Source organism: Streptomyces sp. NPDC033216 (genome assembly GCF_055577115.1).
The window spans coordinates 1-18,231 of sequence record NZ_JBVIQK010000035.1; the positions used below are offsets into that span (position 1 = coordinate 1).

The following is an 18,231-nucleotide window of genomic DNA, read 5'->3' on the forward strand; positions in this document are numbered from 1 at the left end:
CCCGCGGAGCGGGTCCCCCATCGCTGCGCGATGGGCAGCGAACCCTCGCGCTGCGCGCGAGGGTTCGCGCTCCCGCTCCGCGTGAGCGCTGGCGGGATGCTGCGCATCCCGCTCACCCCCCTTGCTGCGCAAGGGGGGTGACGTCCCGTCCGCTGCGCTCCCGGGACTGTGGGGCCTGCGGCCCCGCAGGTGGCGCTGCGCGCCACGGCGACGGCCCCGCTGCGCGAGGCCGTCAACGGGCCTTCGGCCCGAGCAGCGGCAAGGAGGGAGGGCGCTGTCACGTCACCGCGGGTCGCTGCTCTCGGGAGGGAACGCCGCATACAGAGCCTCGGCATGCACCGCGTCCCATTGACTGATCAGCAGGCGCTCCACCCCACCCTCGTGCCGACGCAGTTCGATTTCCTGTCCCTTGTCTAACTCCACCCGCACCTGCGGGTTCCGGCAGACCGCCTCAGCCTCGCCGCGCATCATCTCGAACCAGACACCGCGTATTGCGTACTGGAGGTCATTGCCTCGGTGGCGCAGTACTCGTACCCGACGGTCGGTCAACAGAAGTGAAGCGCGTCGCGGGATGAGGCCCCACAGCGTGCGTCCGTATGTCACCGCGCAGCCGGCTGTCATCCGCTCGCCCTCAGGGACCCATTGGGTCAAGCGTTCGCGGTCCACCGACCACTTGGCCGCTTCCATCGCCATCCCCCTCGCCTTCCGCATGGCAGCGTCACTGTTCTGCTCATCTACCCGGAAGCAGCACAAGAACCGGCCTGCGGCTCCGCGGGGTGGCTTCCGCTGCGCTCCAGCCATTGGGGGCGTGCGCGCCCAGGAGGTCGGCCCCGCTGCGCGGTGCGGCCAACTGGCCTTCGGTGCAGCGGCACCGGGTGCTCTCGTCCGAGGTGTCCATGGCCACGGTGAAGGAACCCGACTTCGCGGCCCCCGCGTCCATGGTCACCGAGCCGTACAGCTGGCAGAACAGTCCACTGTGAACTCGGTCACCCCCGCCTCCTGCGCCCCCATCATCACCGCCACACTGCCTACACCTTCACAGGCAACCTTGAGCACGGTCGGCAGCCCTTCCCCTGCCCCGCCGGGCGCAACCCCGCCATCCCTGTCCACTCCTGGACCACCAGACCTCCAGATCCGGGATGAGGGAGAAGACCATCAGATGCCGCGGCCGGCACAGCCCCCTGCTCCCATACTCATCACCCCTGCTCTTTCCGTTCTGATGACCTGTCATGACAGAGGCGGTGTGACGCACGGGAAGGTCACGCATGAGTACCAAGACTCATGACATCCAGACACGTCCGTGGAGCAGGACCCAGCATCGATACTGCTCCTGTCAGGCCTGTGAGTGTTTACGCCGAGCGGACCGGTTGGCAAGCAGCAGACACACCCACACCAGAACGTGGCAGGAGGACAAGGTGATGCTCGCCCCGCTGGCGCCCTCGGTCACCTGCGAAGCCAGGAATCCGAGGGCTATGCACAGCATCGGCCAGTAGAGCCAGGTCCTCCATCGTGCGCCCGGCATGGTCCATGACGGCGGGGTACGCGAACGTGAATGCCGTCGCATTAGGGCTTCCCTTCTCGGATCCGTCCGCTTGTGCGGGCTTCTTGCCCGGGAGGGGGTTTGGTCCAAGTGCCGAAAGGTGGCAGGAAGCGGGTCGGCCGAGGTGTTCAGGCAGACGGGCGGCCGATGATGGCCGGCAGGATCGTGGTCCTGATCCGGCGGTAGGTCCTGAAGCCGTGCACGGTCAACGCTGTCCAGATGACGGTACTGGCCAGAGGCCACCACAGGTCCCAGCCCTGCTCGCCCTGGATGAGATTGACGACCCAGTTCACCGCCCAGCTGACCGCAAGAACAAGGGCCGCCCACCTGGCCCAGCGCCATATCCGCATCGTCCCCCGGGCACGGGTCTCCTGTGAGCTCCGCTCATCCCGTCGAAATCGTGTGCCATCCATACCTACCCGCCTACCCCCTGCCCGTCCCTTTCCTCCCGGTCTCTGGGAGAGGGCCGAAAATGGACGGCCTCACCGGCTTCGGCGTTACGTCAGAGATGCTCCGGGGAAAGACTGGCGTGCAGCCAGAGGTGGAAGAACAGAAACGCGTGAGATCCGGACCGGCGGGCGGGGCAGCCTTACCGGCAGTGGAGCAGGCAGGCGCACGGTGTGGTGTAGTCGCCCTCTGAGGTGCGGCGTGGTGTGCCGGCCGTCGCGAGCCTGCGGTCTGGAGGCGCTGTAGCCACAGGGAGGTTGTGAGCAGGAGGTCGCTGAAGACGGCCAGGAGGAGGGCGGACACCCACATCTGCCGGCTGCCAGGCAATTGCCAGCGCGTCCGGTCGTTCCGCTCACTTTTGCTCTTGCTGCTGGGTGCGTCCTTCGAAGTCGCGTCGTACTGCTGCGCCTTGGTCTTCGACCAGTCCCGCGCCGTCGGGGAGGTCCAGGACGGCGTCGCAGTGGTTGCACAGTTTGCCGTCCTCGGCCGGCGTGCCGCACGCCTTGCAGAACCGGTTGCCCTTGTCGTTCCCGATGGTCTGTGTCATGGCTCTCTCCCGCAGGGTGGACAGTGATAAGCGGGGAGTACCCATGTTGTCTGTGCTCATTCTCTGGATGTCTGCTTCATTCTGTAGTTGCGATAGGCTCTGGAGTCAGTGAGTTCCATCGTTGTGAGGTGTGGCCTGCTTGAGGGTGGCCATTGGTGTCCAGCGTGGGGGGCTTGGTTCCGGTGTCGCGGTGTGGATGCTGTGGGTCGATGGCCCTCGTGCAACTGCCGGTTGGTTGTGTCCTGGTGTGGGAGGGCTGTGCTCCGGCTTGCGGGAGAGGGTGAACTGAAATGGTGATGAGGGAGCTTCGTCCTCATCAGCGAGAAGCCGTGGACGCGGTACTCCGGGCGCTCGAACTGCCTGCACGATCTACTGTGCCGGAGCGGGGGCTGCGCACTCAGGTGATCATGGCGACCGGCTCGGGCAAGACCCTGGTGGCCACCCGGAGCGCTGAGGAGCTCCGTGCGGGCCGCGTGCTGGTGCTCGTGCCCTCCCTGGATCTGCTCGCCCAGACCGAGGCCGCGTGGCGCGAAGGCGGACGCAGAGGTCCGATGATCGGGGTTTCGTCCCTGCGGGGTGAGGAGGCGTCCTTCCCGAACACCACGGACGTGGACGAGCTGGTCGCCTGGGTACGGCCGCTCGACAAGGTGACCGTCTTCGCCACGTACGCCTCCCTCGGACTCGGCACGCTGGAACGCGCGCACGCCGCCGGCCTTCCGGGGTGGTCGCTGGTCGTCGTGGACGAGGCGCACCGGGTCTCAGGCCGGATCGGCAGACCGTGGGCGGTCGTCCACGACAACACCCGCATTCCCGCCCTGCGCCGCCTCTACATGAGCGCCACACCCCGGCTGTGGCAGCTCGACGAAGACTCCGGGCAGGGCGCGCCGGGTGAACTGGTGGCGAGCATGGAGGATGATCCCGACGGCCAGTTCGGCGCCCGCTGCTACACGCTGACGCTGTCGGAGGCCATCGATCGGGGCATCTGCGCGCCGTACCAGGTGGTGTGCGTGGACATCACCGACACCCAGCTCCAAGCCGCACAGCTCCTGGGTGTCGACGCGCGCTCCGAGCACGTACGCGGGGCCAGGCTCGCCGCGCTGCAGACTGCGTTGGTGAAGGCGTCGGCTGAGGAAGGCTTCCGCAGGACGCTCGTCTTCCATCACCAGGTCCGCGAGGCCGAGGCTTTCGCGGCCGGTCTTGGCGACGTCGCCAGGCGGCTGCACGCCACCGACCCCGGGCTGTTCCCCAAGACGATCTGGGCGGACTGGCTGTGTGGGGACCACAAGCCGCTCCACCGGCGACGCGTCCTGAACGAGTTCTCCAGGGGCATTGCTACTGATGGCAGGGTCGTGGAGAAGAATTTCCTCGGGTCCGTCCGCGTGCTCGGTGAAGGCGTCGATACGTCCCACTGTGACTCCGTGTACTTCGCAGACGTCCGCGGCTCCATGCCCGACCTCGTCCAGGCCGTCGGCCGCGCGCTGCGGATGCAGCCCGGTGAGGGGAAGACGGCGTCGCTGGTCGTGCCGGTCCTGCTCGCGCCTGGGGAGACAGCCGACAGCATGCTCACCTCGCGGGCGTACGGCGGGCTCGCCAGGCTGCTCGAGGCGCTGCGGGCGCACGATGCCCGCGTCGTGGAGCAGCTCGCCGAGCAACAGGCCCGAAGCAGCGTCCGGGGCGTCCAGACCCGCTTGAGCAGCGCGGAGGGCGAGGGAGCGGGAGCCGACGGCGACCGGAGCGAGCGTGGTCTGTCGGTGCCGGCCCGGGCACTGCTGAAGTTCTCCACGCCGCGCGACCCCGCCGCACTGGCCGCGTTCATCAACCTGCGCGTCCTCAACCCCGAACACCAGCACTGGCGACGCGGCATCGAAGCCGCCACCATCTACCACCGACTCCACGACGACCTGCGCGTGCCGTTCACATACCGCGTCCCTGGCAAGAACCACCCAGAGGTGGAAGCCGAAGGGTGGCCCGCCTTGCTGGCAGGGTTTCCGCTCGGGCAGTGGACCGCCGACGCTCGCAGGTTCTACGCCCGCGGCGACATGGACACCGGCCGCATCGAGCAGCTGGAGAAGCTCGGCATGGTCTGGTCGCACTACGACGTCGCATGGGAGGAAGGCCTGGCCGCCGCCCGCGGATGGGCCGAGGAGAACGGGCACCTGCTGGCACCGACCGACGCCACGCACCAGGGGTACAAGGTGGGCATCTGGCTGAAGAACCAGCGGGCCGCCGCCCGGAAGGCCGCCGAGATCGAACAGCTCCGTACCGACGGCCTGCCGGTGGAGTCAGCAGCCGGCGCCATGTCGGAGGAGCGCCGCGAACAGCTCGAGGACATCGACCCCGCCTGGTGCCCCACCTGGCCAGTCGACTGGCAACGCGCCTTCCACCTCACCCGACAACACCTGGAGCAGGGCGGCGAGCTGCCGACCGAGCCGGGCGACATCGTGCACCAGGGCGAGGACCTCGGACGGTGGGTGCGCGCCCAGCGCCTGGGCTGGGACAAGCTCACCACCGTCCAGCAGTGGATGTGCGAACACATCCTCGCCATCACACCCGCCACCGACGACGAAAAACCCAGACCCCGCACGAGCCAGGCTGAGAAGTGGGCGCTCCATCTCGCCGCCGCCCGGCAGTTCTATGAGCGGGAGAGGCACCTTCGAGTGCCCCGCAAGCACGTCGAGACGATCACCGTGAGGGGGGACGGCGGCGAGGACCGGGAGCAGCGTGAGCTCCGACTGGGGGCATGGATCAGCAACCAACGCTCGCGGGCCGCGACACTGTCACCGGAACGCATCGACCAGCTCTCCGCGATCGGCATGCGCTGGGCATGATTCCGTCCTGAGCCAGCGTGCCGCCGTGTTCGCTCACCGAAGGTGTTCGTCACGGATCATCCTGCGGAGACTGGCAGGGGCAGCGGCCGGGCCGTCCTCGAGGGCGGTGAGGCGGGCGCGGCATATGGCGTTCTTCGCGGAGGCCTCCTGGAGCTGGCGGGTGAGGTCCTGATTGAGGGCGGTCTGTTCGTCTGCTCTGGTCGCTGCGTCAGCGGCGTGGACGGCATCGAGCTGATAGCCGAGTTGGTGACGCAGGGCTGCCCGGAGTGGGTCGCGCTCGCCCTGGAGGTCCTTGATCTCTTGCCGGGCGATTTCGACTTCGGTGCGTCGCAGGGCTGAGCGCGGCGGGTGGGTTTGCCGTGGCAGCTGGTGGGGGGCTGTGGGTTCGGCGTAGTTGGGCTGTCCTCGATGTGCTCGCGTACGGGCGGGACATACGTGAGCCAGGTGGAGACTCGGCGGCGCGGGGGGCTGGGGCGGGCGGGGGCGCCGCCGTTGTCATCCCGGTCTGAAGAGTCGCGGCCGGCCGACGTGGCGTGGCCGCCACCCGCTACCCCGCCGCACCGGAATCGGCGCGGTGGTCCGGGTCGGTGACCGCGGGGCCGATGACCGGTGTCTGCACCAGGTCTTCGACCGCGTGGTGTGCCAACCGGCTCAGCGCGGGCGTCGTGGCGGCCTGGCCCACGGCGAAACACCGGGCACCCGCGCGCCGGCCCGCCTGAAGGCCCGCTCGGGAGTCCTCGAAGACCACCGCTTGACCGGGTGCGACGCGCAGCCGTCGGCAGGCGAGCAGATAGCCCTCGGGGTCCGGTTTGCCGTGGGTGACGTCCTCCGCGCTCACCACCGTGGTGAAGTGGCCGGCGATGCCGCACCGCGTCAGGTGGTCGTCCGCGTAGGCACGGCCGCCGGAGGTGACGACGGCCATCAGCACTCCTTGCCGGCGCAGGCGTTCCAGAAGCCGGTCGGCGCCGGGGACCAGCTGGACGGGTGGCAGGTCCGGTTCGTCGTTCAGCGCGGTGAGTTCCTGCCTCACCTGGTCCACCGTGGTGTGCCTGCCGAAGTGTGCGAGGTGTTCCTCGATCACCTCTGTGCTGCGCCGCCCACTGAATCCGGCGAGCAGGTCCTCTCCGCACTCGATGCCGTGGCCGGCGAAGAGCCGCCGCCACAGTGCCCGGCTCCTGGGCTCGGAATCGATCAGTGTGCCGTCGAGGTCGAAGAGGGCGGCTCTCGCCATGACGGGTGTGTCGGCGTCGCCGTGGGCGGACATGGAACTCCCTGGGCGGTCTTCGGCTCGGGGAAGGGGCCCCGGAGCCGGGTGAGGTCGGTCTGCTGCTGGGCTCGTGCTCGGTGGTGCTCGGTCTGTGTTCCCTGGCGCCTGGTGAGGAAGCGGGGAGCGTCAGGGCGTCGGGGCGGGCGTGTGGTGGAGGACCGTCTCCTCCAGGGCCTGCACCGCTTCGGTCGCCCCTCCATGACGGCGCAGGAGGTTCCCGAGACGGGCGGCGCGTCGCGCGGCCTTACCGTCGAGCAGGGCCTGTGCCGCCTGTATCAGGTCGTCGGCGGTGGGCTCGTCGAGGAGCGTGCGCGCCGCACCGTGTGCCTGGAGCGTCCCCAGGTTGTAGAGGGGTTCCGGGCTGCGGCCGGGGGTGCCGATGACGGGTACGCCCGCCAGTAGCGCTGCCATCAGGGCGTTCTGGCCTCCCCTGGTGATCAGCAGGTCCGTGTGGCTCAGCAGACGGGTGATGCCGGGCGTCGGCGCGACGACGATGTTGTCCTGCTGGAACGGGACCGTCCGCCCGGCGACGCTCGGCTCGCGCGCGGCGACGACGACGCTGAACTCGGGTCCGGGGAAAGCCTTGCCGACCACCGGCAGGAACTCGGCGAGCCTGACCGCGCCGAAGCTGAGGTAGACCAGGATCCGCGTGGTGCCCTGCGGGTAGGTCGGTGCCGGTGCCAGTTCCAGGGAGGGGAACAGCACGGGTCCGACGTAACGGGTGCGCGGCACCGCGCCGAGGGCCGGTTCCAGGATCTCCGCGGTCGGCGCGATGTTGAGGGCGGCCCGGTGGTGCAGCAGTTCCTCCAGCGGAGCCGCGGGCACGCCGTACCGTTCGCACAGGCTCGTGTAGGTCGCCTCCACCTGCTCCAGTCGGCCCGGAGCGGGCGCGGGTCCGGTGAAGAGGGACAGGTTGGGGCTGGAGATGGTGCAGGCGAAGGGGATGCCGGTCAGGTGGGCGGCGATGGGCACGGTGGGCTGCATCTCGGTGACCACGATGTCGGGGGCGAACGTGCGGTAGGCGTCGAGCTCGGCGGCGATCGCACGGTCCGCGTAGTCCGGCTGGGCCATGCCCCGGATGAGGACCGCCTCGGTGAAACCGTCGGCCTCCCCGGAGGCCACCAGCTCGGGAGGTCGTACGGGCGCTGGAGCCGGGAACCGCGGACCCAGCGCCAGTTCGTCTATGAGCGGGTAGCCGTCGGGGGTGAGGAAGGCGACCTGATGGCCGCGCATGAGGGCGGCCTGGGCCATGGCGAGGCAGCGGGTGATGGCTCCGATGCCGAGGGCGCCGCCGAGGGGTTCGAAGAGGATCTTCACGGGTGGCCTTTCTCCGAAGGGTCCGAGGGAGCGGAAGGGGCCGAGCGGGCCGAAGTACTCGAGGGGGCCGAGCGGGTGTCCGAAGGGGTGGGGTGCGAGGTGGTGCCGGCGGGGGCGGCAGGCGTTTTGGGGGTCGGGGCGGGTGCCGGGAGGGCCTGCTGGGGACGACGGTCCGTCAGCAGGGCACGGCCCACTGCCGCGGCGGCCACCTGGCAGGCGGCGGTGCCCAGCAGCAGGGGGACGGCTCCCAGGCCGCTGAGGGCGCCGGCCGCGGCTGCCCCAGCGGCGGCGAAGGTGCTCTTGAGTCCGGCGCCCAGGGTGAAGACCTGGGTGCGGACGGCTGCGGGCGCGTACCGTTCGCGGCTGGCCAGCAGCGCGCTGAACAGCGGACCGGTGCAGAATCCGGCGGCGGCGAACAGGATCGTGGCCACCAGGACATGGCCCGCCCAGGGCACGGCCGCGAGGGGGAAGGCCGTGCTCAGGAGGCCCCAGAGCACCACGCGCTCCGGCCGCTCCTCCCCCACGGGGCGGTAGGCGTAGGCCAGCGAGCCGACCAGGGCGCCCACGGCGAACGCGGTCATCAGGCCGCCCGTCGCCCAGGGGGCGTCGTACCGGCGGGCGAGCAGCACGCTCACGACGGGCAGTGCCCCGACGCCCAGCTGCCCCACGCTGCTGGCCCAGGTGACCGACCGGAGCGGGCGGTCACGGACGATCACGGCCGCCCCGGCCAGCAGGTCGGCGGGCCGAGGCCGGGCCCCGCGTGCCCGACTCCGGGGCCTCGGTCGCAGCCGTAGCGAGAACAGCAGCAGGCCTCCTGCCGTCGCTCCGGCTCCCAGCACGGCCAGGGCGAGGGCGGCACTCGTCGCCGTACCCAGGGCGGCGGCGGCAGCGGGCCCGCAGATACCGGCCAGGTTGTACGAGACGGCGTCCGCGCTGAACGCCCGGGTGAGCCGTTCCTTGGGAATCAACTCCCCCAGCAGACTGGTGAGTCCACCGGTCAGGAGGGGGGCGACGCATCCCGCGGCGGCGGCCAGCGCGAGGACCGGGGGGGCGCCGGTCCGGCCCACCGAGGCGGCGAGCGCGGCGAGCGCGGCGCCGTACAGGGCGATCCCGCCGCCGTGGAAGAGCCGGCGCCGTCGTACCGCGTCCGCCAGGGCCCCGGCCACCGGCGCGGCCACGACGTGCGGGACCATCAGCGCGGCCACCAGCGCGCCGCCCAGTGCCGGGCTGTCGGCACGCTGTGCGGCCAGCATGACGAGTGCGACACGGGCTCCCTCGTCGGCCGTGCGGGCCAGGGTGGCGGCGGCGAGGTAGACCGGCAGTGCCGGACGGCCGCCCGTGCGCGGTGCGGAGTCGGTGGTGTCGGTCATGGGCGCAGGGCGTGCTGTCGGTGGCGGTACAGGACGGTGGGCTCCGTGTCCCCGGTGCGTTGCCGGGTCACGGTGCCGGTCACGATCGTGTGGTCGAGGAGGGGAACGGCCTCGCTGACTCCGCACACCGCGGTGAGGGTGGACCGGGTCAGGACGTGGGCTCCGTGGGCGAGGGACCGGGTGACGCCATCGAAGCGTCCGTGCGGTGCGGCGGTGGCGAAGCGCTGTGCGAGGCGCCGGTCGGTCCAGGCCTGCACGTTGACCGCGAAGGCGCCGGCCTCCGTGAGCGCGGCGAGGGTACGGCTGCCGGTGGTCAGGGAGACGAGCAGGCCGGGGGGATCCAGCGACAGCGACATGACGGCGTTCGCCGTGCACCCGGCCGGGGCGCCCGACCGTACGGCCGTGACGAGCGAAACCCTCGTGGGCAGGGGCGAGATGGCGTCCTGGTGGTCGTCGGATGCGACGGGCACGGCGCGGGCGGGAGCGGCACCGCGTGTCGGCCGCCCGGTGGCGTGGGCCGGTGCCGGAGCGGTCGGCGTGGTGGTGCGGATGGTCATGAGCGGCTCGCCTCCTGGTGGGGCCGTGCGGTGAGGCGGGAGATGACGGCCCGTCGGCCGATCTTGCTGTCGGCGTCGAGGGGCAGCTCGTCCCGGAGGGTGACGCTGCGGGGGACCGTGTAGGCGGGCAGCTGCGCGTGCGGGGCGGGGACGAGGCCGTCGGGGGGACGTGGTGCCCGTGCACGTGGGCACCATGGCCTTCCGCTTTCTCGGTGGACGACATGGGACCCGGCGAGCGCTACGAGATGCCCGGCATGTGGGCCACGGACAACACCGCTTCGATCACGAAGCGGCCCCCCCTTGTCCGGGTCGGCCGACCGGAGCCACTGTGCCGCGTGCAAGCTCGCCCGGGCCGGGTCCGCATAGCCGAGCGTGTGCTCCGCGGCGGCGAAGGCAGGCGCGTGCGGCCGGAGTTCGGTCGGTGGTCCAGGAGGTCGTGGAGCAGAGCGGGGCGGGCGGTGACTGGGGGCTCATCGTGTCCTCTCGGCAGGAGCGGTGGCCGGGGTGGGGGAGACCGGGGTCGCCCGTGCGACGGCCCGGTGGAGGTCCTCGGCCGAGGTGTCGCCGGGCGTCGTCCAACTGTCGCTCCGCGGTGCGTTCCACAGTGGGCAGTCCGCGATGCGCCGGAGGACGGGACCGCCGGCGGACGGAGCGGCGGGAGTCGGGCGGAAACGGGGGACCGCGCCCAGAGGTAGCGCGGTACCGGTGCCGTGCCAGTGGTCCGCTCGTTCGGCCGGGTTCACTTGGAGGCGGTCGAAGAGGTGAGCGGGGAACGCGTACCCGGTGGAGGCGGTCATGCGCGCTCTCGCGTACGAGTCCTGTCGGGTTGCCGTGTCATGGGTACTCCTCGCACTGGTGGGGCCGTCCGCGTTCCGGCGGCGCCGGACAGCCGGCTCTCGTCGTTCGGCCGGCTCGGATGGGGAAGTCGGCTGAGGAACGTGTCGAGGTGATGCGTCATCAGGCGGCGGGGGCCCGACTGGAACACGTCGAAGTGGCCGCACGGCAAGTCGCGCGTGACCAGACGCGGCGATCTGTGTGTCCAAGCGGCCACTTGGGCTTCGCGCTCGGCCCCGGCACAGGACATCAGCAGGACCGGGCCGTCGTAGTGGCGTGAGGCGTGATGCCGGGAGGAGGCTTTCAGGTGGGCCGCCGCCGTCCGCTCCAGCCGGTCCCTGGCCGCCGGCTCCGGCGAGGAGGACTGGGAGAGGATCCTGTCCAGCACCTTCCGCGGATCCGTGTGGCAGGCCGACCAAGGTTCGGCGAAGCTGTCCACCATGACCACGGCGGGACGGTGTCCGGTGTCGGCCGACGCGACGGCCAGTTCCCAGGCGAGCACGCCACCGAGTGACCATCCCAGCAGCAGGTCGGGCGGGCCGGGGAGCGCGCGCAGCAGGGGCAGGTACCGCTGGAGCATGGTTTCGACGCTGTCGTCCGGCGTCTCACCCGGCTGGAGGCCGGCCGCTCTGATCCCGTGCACGGGTCCGCGACGGCTCAGGTGGGAGATGACAGCCATGTACTGGCCGAGTCCGCCGCCCGACGGGTGCAGGAGCACGGTTCTCAGGCGTCCGGGGCGGCGGCCGAAGGAGGACATGAGGGGGGTGGATGCACGCAGGGGTCGGCACGTTGTTTCCGTCACCATTCACTCCTGACGGCTCGCCGGTCGCTGACATGTGATGAATCAGAAGATATTTCATTCGTGACGCGAAAGCGGGTGCACCACAGCCGCTTTCCTCGGTCGAAATACCTGGAACGGAAGTGGAGCCCGTTGATTTCATTTCAACGGCCACCTTGTCCTGTGTCAATCAACCTCGTGTGCAGGCCAACGAGTACGATTGCCCTTCACGGGGCAAGCCATGTCCTGCCACCGGAGAGTGGCTTGATCTCAGTGACCAGTGGTTGTGTCCTCCCGCGGCAGCAAGCCGCGCGCCCCGTGCCGCCCGCCTCAGGGAAATACTCTCGGCAGCTCAACGGCACCGGTCCCCGCTCCCCCGCCGATCCGACCGAGTGACCTGCGTCACACATCATTGGGGCGCAGATCAGGCCACCCCTTTCTTGCCCACACCGAACACTCAAAGGATTCGGCAAAGAACACCTTTCCCAACGGTCAATTAAATAACCAACCTTGATAAGTCACGCCATCCGTCGCGCCACTCCTTGCCCGTCTGTGTGCGCCTGGGACGGCTCCGGCGTGGAGCAGAACGCCGCCGTATCGCGGGCATCTCCGTGTGCAGGCGTGAGCGTTTCCAGTCGTTGGGCGTGATGAGGTCAAACGCGTGGTCAGGGTGTGGCCTGTAGTGCTCGACCGCGGCGGTCTGGTCGCGCCGGCCGACGAGGTGGGCGAGCCCGATCCCCAGGTTGCGGAAGGTGACCGTCGCGCGGGGTGCATTCCCGGTGTGGATGTTCGAGGCGTCCTGGCAGCCGCGCGGGCTCGCCGGTGGTGGTGTGCCGGGCCGGCCCGGCCGTGGTGCGCCGCCGGGTGGCCGCGAGCTGCGCGGTGCACGTCGCCCGGGACAACCGCCGTGGGTGCCGGTACGTGAGCGCCGTGTGCCGCCAGGACCCGGGTGCGATCGGCGACCCGGTCGGCCGAGCACCACACCCGTCGCACGGCCGGGGTGGCCCGGCGGACGTTCTGGTGCCTGCTGACCGTGCTCCCGCTGTCGGAGGGCATGTCCCTGGAGGCGGTCCGCAGTGCCGAGAGGTGGACGGCCGGCTGGTCGCGGGCGCCCGGATGACGGCCAGTTCGACGGGCCAGGTCGTCCCTGGCGCCGGGCGCGGACGGCACTGCCGTGGTCGTTCCCTACCCGGGTGGGCTCCCGCCCTTGCTCGGGGGGCACGAGAGGGGAGCCTGCATCCGTTTCCCTCCGGAGGGGACGGTGGGATGCACCGGCCTCCCGTGCACGTGCGCACGGACGCGAGCAGGTGTCAGGCGTAGGGCGGCTGCGACGGTGCGCCGGGCGTACGGGGCCGCCCGAACCACTGGATCGCCGAGCGCTGAGTGAGCAGGACGACCACGCCGATGGCACCACCGAGCGGCACGATGCCCGCGATGCTGTGGTTCGCCGCGGCGCCCATACCGGCGAGGATCTGAAGGACGGCCAGCACGACGGATGCGACCCGGACGCCGTTGCCCGCCTTCGGGTAGCGAAGTGCGAGGACGCAGAGCACGAGTGCCGTCAAGTACCCCGCGAGGGAACGTCCGGCGGCCTCCGCGCCGGCCGCGGCACCCACGCCGACGGTGAGCAGCACTCCGAGTCCCGCGATGGCGAAGTTCACCACCTGCGCGCTCCGCACGGAGGCGGGCATGGCGAACGGGAAGGGCGGGGTGATCGGTTGGGGGTGCTGGCCCCACGTCCCCGGCCCGTACGGTCCGGGAGCGCCCTGAGGACCGGGGGGACCATAGGGTCCGAAGACGTACGCGGCCTGGGGCTGCGGGGGGCCGGAAGGGGTGTGCGGAGCCTGCTGCGCCGGGGGCTGGGGCGGCCAGTAGGAGCCCTGCGGGCCGGGGTCTGCGGGTTGGTCGTTCGACATGAGACGCACTGTAGCCACGGGCGAACGAAGCACGTCCGTCCGGGGGTCGGCGGTGCGGGGCGGTGAGGTCGCGGCTCTCCCACCCGGAGAGTCGGCCCCCGGCGGTCTGACGGACTGGGTCTGGTTCGCGAGAAGAGGGTGCTTCACCGGTTGCCGGTTCCCGGCCTGCTGGGAGGTTTTGTCGGCGGGTCGAGGAGGGCAAGCGGCCGTGAGTACGCGCGAGGGAGATCGCCGGGGGGAGGGCAGCGTGGTGCGCCCGCTCAATGTGCTCTGGTCTGTGCCCGAGGGCGGTGCCGGTTGCGGGCCGCCGCCTGTCCTACCTGGGCAACGTCATCGCACTCGGACAGATCGAGGGCCTTGCGGACGGTGGCGCTGCCGCCGCGCGAGTTCTGGAACACCCGGTGCCGAGCCGGCGACCCTCAGGCACCCGGGAGGAAAAGGCAGAACGGATGGCCGTGCGGGTCGCGCAGGACCCGCACGTCTTCCTGAGGCTGATACTCCTGGAGCGTCGCGCCCAGGGCACAAGCCCGTTCGGTCTCCGCCTCCAGGTCCTCGACTTGCAGGTCCAGGTGCGCCTGCATCTGCTGGGTGCCCGGGCGTTGCGGCCACGTCGGAGGCGTGTGATCGGTCTCCAACTGGAAGCTGAGACTGGGGCGTTCCTGGTCCGGAGCCTTCAGACGAACCCATTCCGGCTCTCGATCGACTTCCTGCCAGCCGAGCAGGGCCCGGTAGAAGTCGGCCAGCGCGGGAGGATCGGGAGTACCGAGAACAAAGGCACCGAGCGTCGCAGTCATGTATCCATCCTTGCCCCGACACTCGCCCTCACGCATCCGGGTGTCCCGCCATCGTGATCGACGTGGCGCCTGCCGGTGTCGTTGGACAGGCCGAGCGCATAACCCGAGGGGGACGGCTACCGCGCCCAGCTCGCCCGCTACAGCCACGGCCGGGTGTTGCTGCGCTCCCGGCGCGGCGCCGACAGGACGCCGATTCGTTCTCGACTTCGTTCTGCTGCTGCGGCTGCCACCCGCTGTGAAGACGTGCAGGTCATCAGGGAGGTGGACATGGCAGGGAGGGCGACAGGCCAGCTGGTGCAAGTCGAAGTGCATGCCGCTCGCTCCTACTGCTGGAGCTCCATGACGTCGGCGACTACGCAGCTGACGTTGTCGGGGCCGCCGCACGCGTTGGCGAGGGAGATGAGTTCGCGGACGGCCTGCTCGGGCTCACTGATCTCGGAGAGTACTCGGTGGATCTCTGGGGTCGGCACGACAGTCGACAGGCCGTCGGAGCAGAGTAGATATCGATCTTCCCCCTGGGCGTCGTGGAGACGCATGTCGGGGGTGGGGTCGACTCCTGGTCCCAAGAGCCGTACCAAGAGCGACCGTTGGGGGTGGGAGGCGGCTTCTTCCGGGCTGAGGCGTCCTTCGTCGACCATCGACTGGACCATGGTGTGGTCGTGGGTGATCTGGAACAGCTCTCCGCCGCGCAGGAGGTAGACGCGGGAGTCGCCGATGTGGACGAGGGCCAGCTGTGATCCGGTCCAGAGCATCGCGGTGAGTGTCGTGCCGGTGCCGCCGGACGCAGAGCCCGTCCCGGCGACGTCGTCCACGGCCTGCGCGGCCTGTTCGATGACGTCTTCGAGGACGTTGAGGAGGTGGCCGGCTGGGATGCTGTCGGTTTCGAGGTGCTTGAGCGCATCGATGGCGGCTGCGCTGGCAGGGGCTCCTTGGCTTCCGCAACCGTCGGCGACAGCAAGGAGCCGGGATCCCGCGTACGCGGTGTCCTGGTTGCTCTCGCGGACGAGACCCTTGTCGGAAAGAGCGGCGTAACGGAGCCCGAGGGACTTGGCGGTCGGGGACATGGAGGGGTCCTTCCGTGACAGGTGCTCGATGAGGAAGGTGGCGAGGTCCCGCCGTGCGGCAGTGTCGGCCTCGACCTGGGCCCAGAACGCGCGGACCTCTCGTCCCGCAGGGCCCCCATCCAGCGCGCAGACCTGCTGAATGCGGGCCAGCGGCATTCCGAGGCGCCGGAGCCAGGCGACCAATCGGGCTTGCTCCAACTGGTCTGGTGCGTAGAGGCGGTAGCCGGTCAGCGGGTCGACGCGTGCAGGGGGCAGCAGGCCGAGCTCGTCGTAGAGACGCAGCGCCTTCGGCGACAGACGGGACGCCTTCGCGAACGCCCCGATGGTCAGCAACCCCATGCTCGCTCCTCCTCATGCCGAGCGCATCACCCGGCCCCACTGATGCTGTGGCCTCCCCCAAGGTGAAGGTCAACCAGGGGCCGTGCTGGGGCCCGCCCGATCGTCTCCCTGGACTTCGACGACGCGATCGGCCACGAACTGGCCCGAGGGGGGGTTCGTCCTGCTCTGCCGGAGCGCCTTGCGGCCCGACGTCGTCCAAGGGGTCCCGGGAGACCTCGCACGGGACGCCGCCGGCTGGTGGCGGCACCGGGCCCGCTGGCATCGTCTCCGCACCAGCTGCTCCCCCGAAGGCGTCCCCCGCGGCGTGGATCACCTCGCGGACCCTGTCCGCACTGGTGAACGAGACTTCGGCGATCTTCGCCACCGGCATGCCCTGGGCGGACAGCAGGACCATCTGAGCCTGCCGTCAGGTCACCACCGACCCAGTGCCCCGGCGGATGATCCGCAGCAGCCGTCTGCCCTCGTCGTCGACCTCACGGACCTGCACTCGTTCTGCCGCCCGGACGCGGTGACGGCCCCGCGCCGCCCGGCACGGCACCGGGACGGCGCGTCACCTCAGAGCAGGGCACACGTTGCCCGACAGGGCACTAGCGAGGTGCCTCGAGTACGTCTTGGAGTACGTTCTCGAGCGTGACGCGGGCCAGCTCGTGTCTCAGGGTCTCCTCGATGCCCTCGTAGATGTTCTGCATCGCCGGCTGGATGCCATGACCCACCACGCATCCCTGGTCCGGGGTGGCGCGGTGCATGGCGAACAGCGGGCCGGGCTCCACCGCCTCGTACACGTCGAGCAGGGTCATCGACTCCAGCTCGCGTGCCAGCGACCAGCCTGCGCCCACGCCCCGCCGGGACTCCACGAGCCCTGCCCTGCGCAGCTCGCCGAGCAGCCGTCTGATCACCACCGGGTTGGTGTTCGCGCTGGTCGCGATCTGCTCGGAGGTGGCGACCTCGTGACCCTGGCGCTGGTAGAGGCCGATCCAGGCCAGCGCGTGGGCGGCGATGGTCAGCCTGCTGTTGGCGCTCATGGACTCCTCCTCCCGGCCGCAACGCTTCATGTTACGACAGCTCGGTCGTAACAGTGAAGGCTGCAACAGGCTGTCGTGCGACGCATGGGGCGCCCCGACGAATCGCCGCGGCGATCGCCTTCCCGGCGAGCCCGGCCGCGTCGTACGTCACGGACGCGGTGCTGGACGCCCACGGCGGCTACCAGTCTGAACCCGAACCCCTGCCGCGCGCCTCGAAGGACATCGCGCCTACGGGGCGCGCACCGCCGACGACCCGCGACAGGGCGTACGACTCGAAGGCTGTGCGCGGTGAGCTGCGACGCCGCTGCATCCATGTGCCGATCTCCCGCAAGGGCTCCCCGATCAAGGGACCGGGCAAGCTCCGCTCGGCCGCGCATCGAAAGTGGATCTCGAGATGTGCGTGATCTTGCGGTTGCTGCGGCGGGGTGATCACACGGGCCGGCTCTTCCCGGCGAATGCCGCGAAAAGCAAGATCAGCGCCCTCGCCGACGGTACATCCGGGGCGGGACGGAACCAGGCCACGGTGAGAACGGAGTGGTGCAGCACCGGGTCGCGTCAGCAGCGGGCCGCACCGTGGACAGGTGCCCTGGGACGGGTGGTGCGGCTAACGGGTCCTGACGAAACAGAGCGCCCGGCCGTTCTCGTCGGGCGTGGCACCCGCGCACGCCGACTCCCACCCCTCGGGGAGCGGCGGCGCCGGGTCGGTGCGTTCCCAGCCGTACCGCTGCGGTTCCGCCGCTTCCTGCCACCACAGCGTCAGCCCGCCCGCGGCGGCCACAGGATCAGCCACGCCGCCACGACCCACCGCCATAACCTGCGGCGGGCGGTCACCGCCACGGCTCCACCCGCACCACCGCGTCCACCGGAATCGGGCCGTACACGTGCGGGAACGCCTCAGCGCCGGGCTCCGGCGCCTCGTACTTCACCGGCACGTCCAGCTGCCGGGGGTCCACGACGAGCACCACCAGCTCGTCGGGGGCTTCGTAGGAGCCGTACAGGAAGGCCGCCACGGCAGGGAGTTGGGCGCGCGTCGAGCAGTGGACGAAGCCCTCCTGCGCAAGGGTGCGGCCGCGCGTGGACATCCGATACTCGCCCTGCTCGCGGGCCGCGTCCCATACGGAGCGTTGGGTGATATGGAGGATGTACGTGTCTTCGGGCATGGGTCCACGCTACGACCTCGCACACGCCCACAACTCCGCTGCCCCTAAACGGTGTTGACGGCGCGGTACGCGCCGGCCGTCGGTGGCTCGTACCTCCGGGCCGGCCCCCCTCGCTCGCTCCGCTCCGCCATCGGGCGCCGTCTCCCTGACACGCAGCGGAGCATCGACCGGGCCTGGGAGGGAACCATGCCACGGGGGACGGACCCAGTGCCGGGTGCGGGAACGTCGGAGGGCGTCACATGGGGACGGCCGCGATGGCGCCTTCGGCTTTTTGGTCACCGTCGAAGAGAGCGGCGACCGGACGTGTGGGTGGACGGGGAGCCGGCGGCTCGGTGACCACCGGGTGCTCAGGCACGATGGGGAGCAGGCGGGCTGGGTCGGCGCTCGGCAGCGAGCCGGAGAACGGGACGGCGTCCCGGTGACGAGCGGACCGAGGTGACGAGGCGGCTCG

At 70.5% G+C, this 18,231-nt stretch carries 19 protein-coding genes and 1 pseudogene; 5 read left to right on the plus strand and 15 right to left on the minus strand.

Annotated elements, in window-relative coordinates; translation table 11 throughout:
- Positions 1-282: 282 nt before the first annotated feature.
- Positions 283-693: a hypothetical protein gene (locus ACZ5Y0_RS34045; RefSeq protein WP_469132525.1), complete on the minus strand. Its 411-nt coding sequence runs from the start codon at positions 691-693 to the stop codon at positions 283-285.
- Between the two features lie 83 nt (positions 694-776).
- Here ACZ5Y0_RS34045 and ACZ5Y0_RS34050 point away from each other — a divergent pair, with 83 nt between their 5' ends.
- A complete protein-coding gene (locus ACZ5Y0_RS34050; RefSeq protein ID WP_469132526.1) occupies positions 777-980 on the plus strand; it encodes a hypothetical protein in 204 nt (67 codons plus the stop codon).
- Positions 981-1,668: 688 nt separating this feature from the next.
- Here ACZ5Y0_RS34050 and ACZ5Y0_RS34055 read toward each other — a convergent pair.
- Both ACZ5Y0_RS34055 and ACZ5Y0_RS34060 read right to left on the minus strand, forming a co-directional pair.
- Entirely contained in the window at positions 1,669-1,890 is a 222-nt protein-coding gene (locus ACZ5Y0_RS34055; protein ID WP_469132527.1) for a hypothetical protein, read from the minus strand.
- A gap of 449 nt (positions 1,891-2,339) precedes the next feature.
- The gene (locus tag ACZ5Y0_RS34060; protein WP_469132528.1) at positions 2,340-2,534 is read right to left on the minus strand and encodes a hypothetical protein; all 195 of its coding nucleotides are present in this window, start codon (positions 2,532-2,534) and stop codon (positions 2,340-2,342) included.
- A 290-nt stretch (positions 2,535-2,824) separates the two neighbouring features.
- On the opposite strand from ACZ5Y0_RS34060, the gene ACZ5Y0_RS34065 reads away from it, so the two are divergent.
- Together ACZ5Y0_RS34065 and ACZ5Y0_RS34070 are read left to right on the plus strand one after the other, a co-directional pair.
- Positions 2,825-5,362 carry a helicase associated domain-containing protein gene (locus ACZ5Y0_RS34065; protein WP_469132529.1) on the plus strand — a complete coding sequence of 846 codons (2,538 nt, stop codon included), beginning with the start codon at positions 2,825-2,827 and terminating at the stop codon, positions 5,360-5,362.
- Between the two features lie 42 nt (positions 5,363-5,404).
- Complete coding sequence (locus ACZ5Y0_RS34070) at positions 5,405-5,701, plus strand: hypothetical protein (RefSeq protein WP_469132530.1); 297 nt, start codon at positions 5,405-5,407, stop codon at positions 5,699-5,701.
- 208 nt (positions 5,702-5,909) lie between these two features.
- On the opposite strand, the gene ACZ5Y0_RS34075 is transcribed toward ACZ5Y0_RS34070, so the two are convergent.
- The 5 genes from ACZ5Y0_RS34075 to ACZ5Y0_RS34095 form a co-directional block, all read right to left on the minus strand.
- Entirely contained in the window at positions 5,910-6,626 is a 717-nt protein-coding gene (locus tag ACZ5Y0_RS34075) for an HAD family hydrolase (protein WP_469132531.1), read from the minus strand.
- Between the two features lie 129 nt (positions 6,627-6,755).
- Positions 6,756-7,946 carry a glycosyltransferase family protein gene (locus tag ACZ5Y0_RS34080; RefSeq protein ID WP_469132532.1) on the minus strand — a complete coding sequence of 397 codons (1,191 nt, stop codon included), beginning with the start codon at positions 7,944-7,946 and terminating at the stop codon, positions 6,756-6,758.
- Positions 7,943-9,316: an MFS transporter gene (locus ACZ5Y0_RS34085; protein WP_469132533.1), complete on the minus strand. Its 1,374-nt coding sequence runs from the start codon at positions 9,314-9,316 to the stop codon at positions 7,943-7,945. Before ACZ5Y0_RS34085 ends, ACZ5Y0_RS34080 begins: the two co-directional genes overlap by 4 nt.
- Complete coding sequence (locus tag ACZ5Y0_RS34090; protein WP_469132534.1) at positions 9,313-9,873, minus strand: flavin reductase family protein; 561 nt, start codon at positions 9,871-9,873, stop codon at positions 9,313-9,315. The genes ACZ5Y0_RS34085 and ACZ5Y0_RS34090 overlap by 4 nt, the downstream gene beginning before the upstream one ends.
- A 793-nt stretch (positions 9,874-10,666) precedes the next feature.
- On the minus strand, positions 10,667-11,464 hold the full coding sequence (locus tag ACZ5Y0_RS34095) for a thioesterase domain-containing protein (protein WP_469132535.1): 798 nt from the start codon (positions 11,462-11,464) through the stop codon (positions 10,667-10,669).
- A 970-nt stretch (positions 11,465-12,434) separates the two neighbouring features.
- Between ACZ5Y0_RS34095 and ACZ5Y0_RS34100 the strand changes: the two genes are divergently transcribed.
- On the plus strand, positions 12,435-12,605 hold the full coding sequence (locus tag ACZ5Y0_RS34100) for a hypothetical protein (RefSeq protein ID WP_469132536.1): 171 nt from the start codon (positions 12,435-12,437) through the stop codon (positions 12,603-12,605).
- A gap of 190 nt (positions 12,606-12,795) precedes the next feature.
- Here the strand turns inward: ACZ5Y0_RS34100 and ACZ5Y0_RS34105 are convergent, their stop codons facing one another.
- The 5 genes and pseudogenes from ACZ5Y0_RS34105 to ACZ5Y0_RS34125 all read right to left on the minus strand — a co-directional run bounded on the left by ACZ5Y0_RS34105 (position 12,796) and on the right by ACZ5Y0_RS34125 (position 16,620).
- A complete protein-coding gene (locus tag ACZ5Y0_RS34105; RefSeq protein WP_469132537.1) occupies positions 12,796-13,401 on the minus strand; it encodes a hypothetical protein in 606 nt (201 codons plus the stop codon).
- Positions 13,402-13,820: 419 nt separating this feature from the next.
- Positions 13,821-14,195 (minus strand): VOC family protein, encoded by a 375-nt coding sequence (locus ACZ5Y0_RS34110; RefSeq protein ID WP_469132538.1) that lies wholly within the window; start codon positions 14,193-14,195, stop codon positions 13,821-13,823.
- Between the two features lie 323 nt (positions 14,196-14,518).
- Positions 14,519-15,598: a MerR family transcriptional regulator gene (locus ACZ5Y0_RS34115; protein ID WP_469132539.1), complete on the minus strand. Its 1,080-nt coding sequence runs from the start codon at positions 15,596-15,598 to the stop codon at positions 14,519-14,521.
- A 304-nt stretch (positions 15,599-15,902) separates the two neighbouring features.
- Positions 15,903-16,136 (minus strand): annotated as a pseudogene (locus ACZ5Y0_RS34120) (hypothetical protein); the annotation flags it as partial.
- A gap of 49 nt (positions 16,137-16,185) precedes the next feature.
- Positions 16,186-16,620 carry an Rrf2 family transcriptional regulator gene (locus tag ACZ5Y0_RS34125; RefSeq protein WP_469132540.1) on the minus strand — a complete coding sequence of 145 codons (435 nt, stop codon included), beginning with the start codon at positions 16,618-16,620 and terminating at the stop codon, positions 16,186-16,188.
- Positions 16,621-16,673: 53 nt separating this feature from the next.
- On the opposite strand from ACZ5Y0_RS34125, the gene ACZ5Y0_RS34130 reads away from it, so the two are divergent.
- Positions 16,674-17,024 carry a hypothetical protein gene (locus ACZ5Y0_RS34130; protein WP_469132541.1) on the plus strand — a complete coding sequence of 117 codons (351 nt, stop codon included), beginning with the start codon at positions 16,674-16,676 and terminating at the stop codon, positions 17,022-17,024.
- A 200-nt stretch (positions 17,025-17,224) separates the two neighbouring features.
- On the opposite strand, the gene ACZ5Y0_RS34135 is transcribed toward ACZ5Y0_RS34130, so the two are convergent.
- Together ACZ5Y0_RS34135 and ACZ5Y0_RS34140 are read right to left on the minus strand one after the other, a co-directional pair.
- The gene (locus tag ACZ5Y0_RS34135) at positions 17,225-17,410 is read right to left on the minus strand and encodes a hypothetical protein (protein ID WP_469132542.1); all 186 of its coding nucleotides are present in this window, start codon (positions 17,408-17,410) and stop codon (positions 17,225-17,227) included.
- Positions 17,411-17,447: 37 nt separating this feature from the next.
- On the minus strand, positions 17,448-17,780 hold the full coding sequence (locus ACZ5Y0_RS34140; protein ID WP_469132543.1) for a DUF952 domain-containing protein: 333 nt from the start codon (positions 17,778-17,780) through the stop codon (positions 17,448-17,450).
- Positions 17,781-18,231 lie beyond the last annotated feature (451 nt).

Excerpts from the sequence above, each read along its gene's own strand:
- ACZ5Y0_RS34105 (WP_469132537.1), bottom strand. The coding sequence starts at position 13,401 with ATGTCGAACGACCAACCCGCAGACCCCGGCCCGCAGGGCTCCTACTGG.
- ACZ5Y0_RS34095 (WP_469132535.1), bottom strand. The coding sequence starts at position 11,464 with ATGTCCTCCTTCGGCCGCCGCCCCGGACGCCTGAGAACCGTGCTCCTG.
- ACZ5Y0_RS34075 (WP_469132531.1), bottom strand. The coding sequence starts at position 6,626 with ATGTCCGCCCACGGCGACGCCGACACACCCGTCATGGCGAGAGCCGCC.
- ACZ5Y0_RS34045 (WP_469132525.1), bottom strand. The coding sequence starts at position 693 with ATGGCGATGGAAGCGGCCAAGTGGTCGGTGGACCGCGAACGCTTGACC.
- ACZ5Y0_RS34125 (WP_469132540.1), bottom strand. The coding sequence starts at position 16,620 with ATGAGCGCCAACAGCAGGCTGACCATCGCCGCCCACGCGCTGGCCTGG.
- ACZ5Y0_RS34065 (WP_469132529.1), top strand. The coding sequence starts at position 2,825 with ATGGTGATGAGGGAGCTTCGTCCTCATCAGCGAGAAGCCGTGGACGCG.
- ACZ5Y0_RS34115 (WP_469132539.1), bottom strand. The coding sequence starts at position 15,598 with ATGGGGTTGCTGACCATCGGGGCGTTCGCGAAGGCGTCCCGTCTGTCG.
- ACZ5Y0_RS34110 (WP_469132538.1), bottom strand. The coding sequence starts at position 14,195 with ATGACTGCGACGCTCGGTGCCTTTGTTCTCGGTACTCCCGATCCTCCC.
- ACZ5Y0_RS34140 (WP_469132543.1), bottom strand. The coding sequence starts at position 17,780 with ATGCCCGAAGACACGTACATCCTCCATATCACCCAACGCTCCGTATGG.
- ACZ5Y0_RS34055 (WP_469132527.1), bottom strand. The coding sequence starts at position 1,890 with ATGCGGATATGGCGCTGGGCCAGGTGGGCGGCCCTTGTTCTTGCGGTC.
- ACZ5Y0_RS34090 (WP_469132534.1), bottom strand. The coding sequence starts at position 9,873 with ATGACCATCCGCACCACCACGCCGACCGCTCCGGCACCGGCCCACGCC.
- ACZ5Y0_RS34085 (WP_469132533.1), bottom strand. The coding sequence starts at position 9,316 with ATGACCGACACCACCGACTCCGCACCGCGCACGGGCGGCCGTCCGGCA.
- ACZ5Y0_RS34060 (WP_469132528.1), bottom strand. The coding sequence starts at position 2,534 with ATGACACAGACCATCGGGAACGACAAGGGCAACCGGTTCTGCAAGGCG.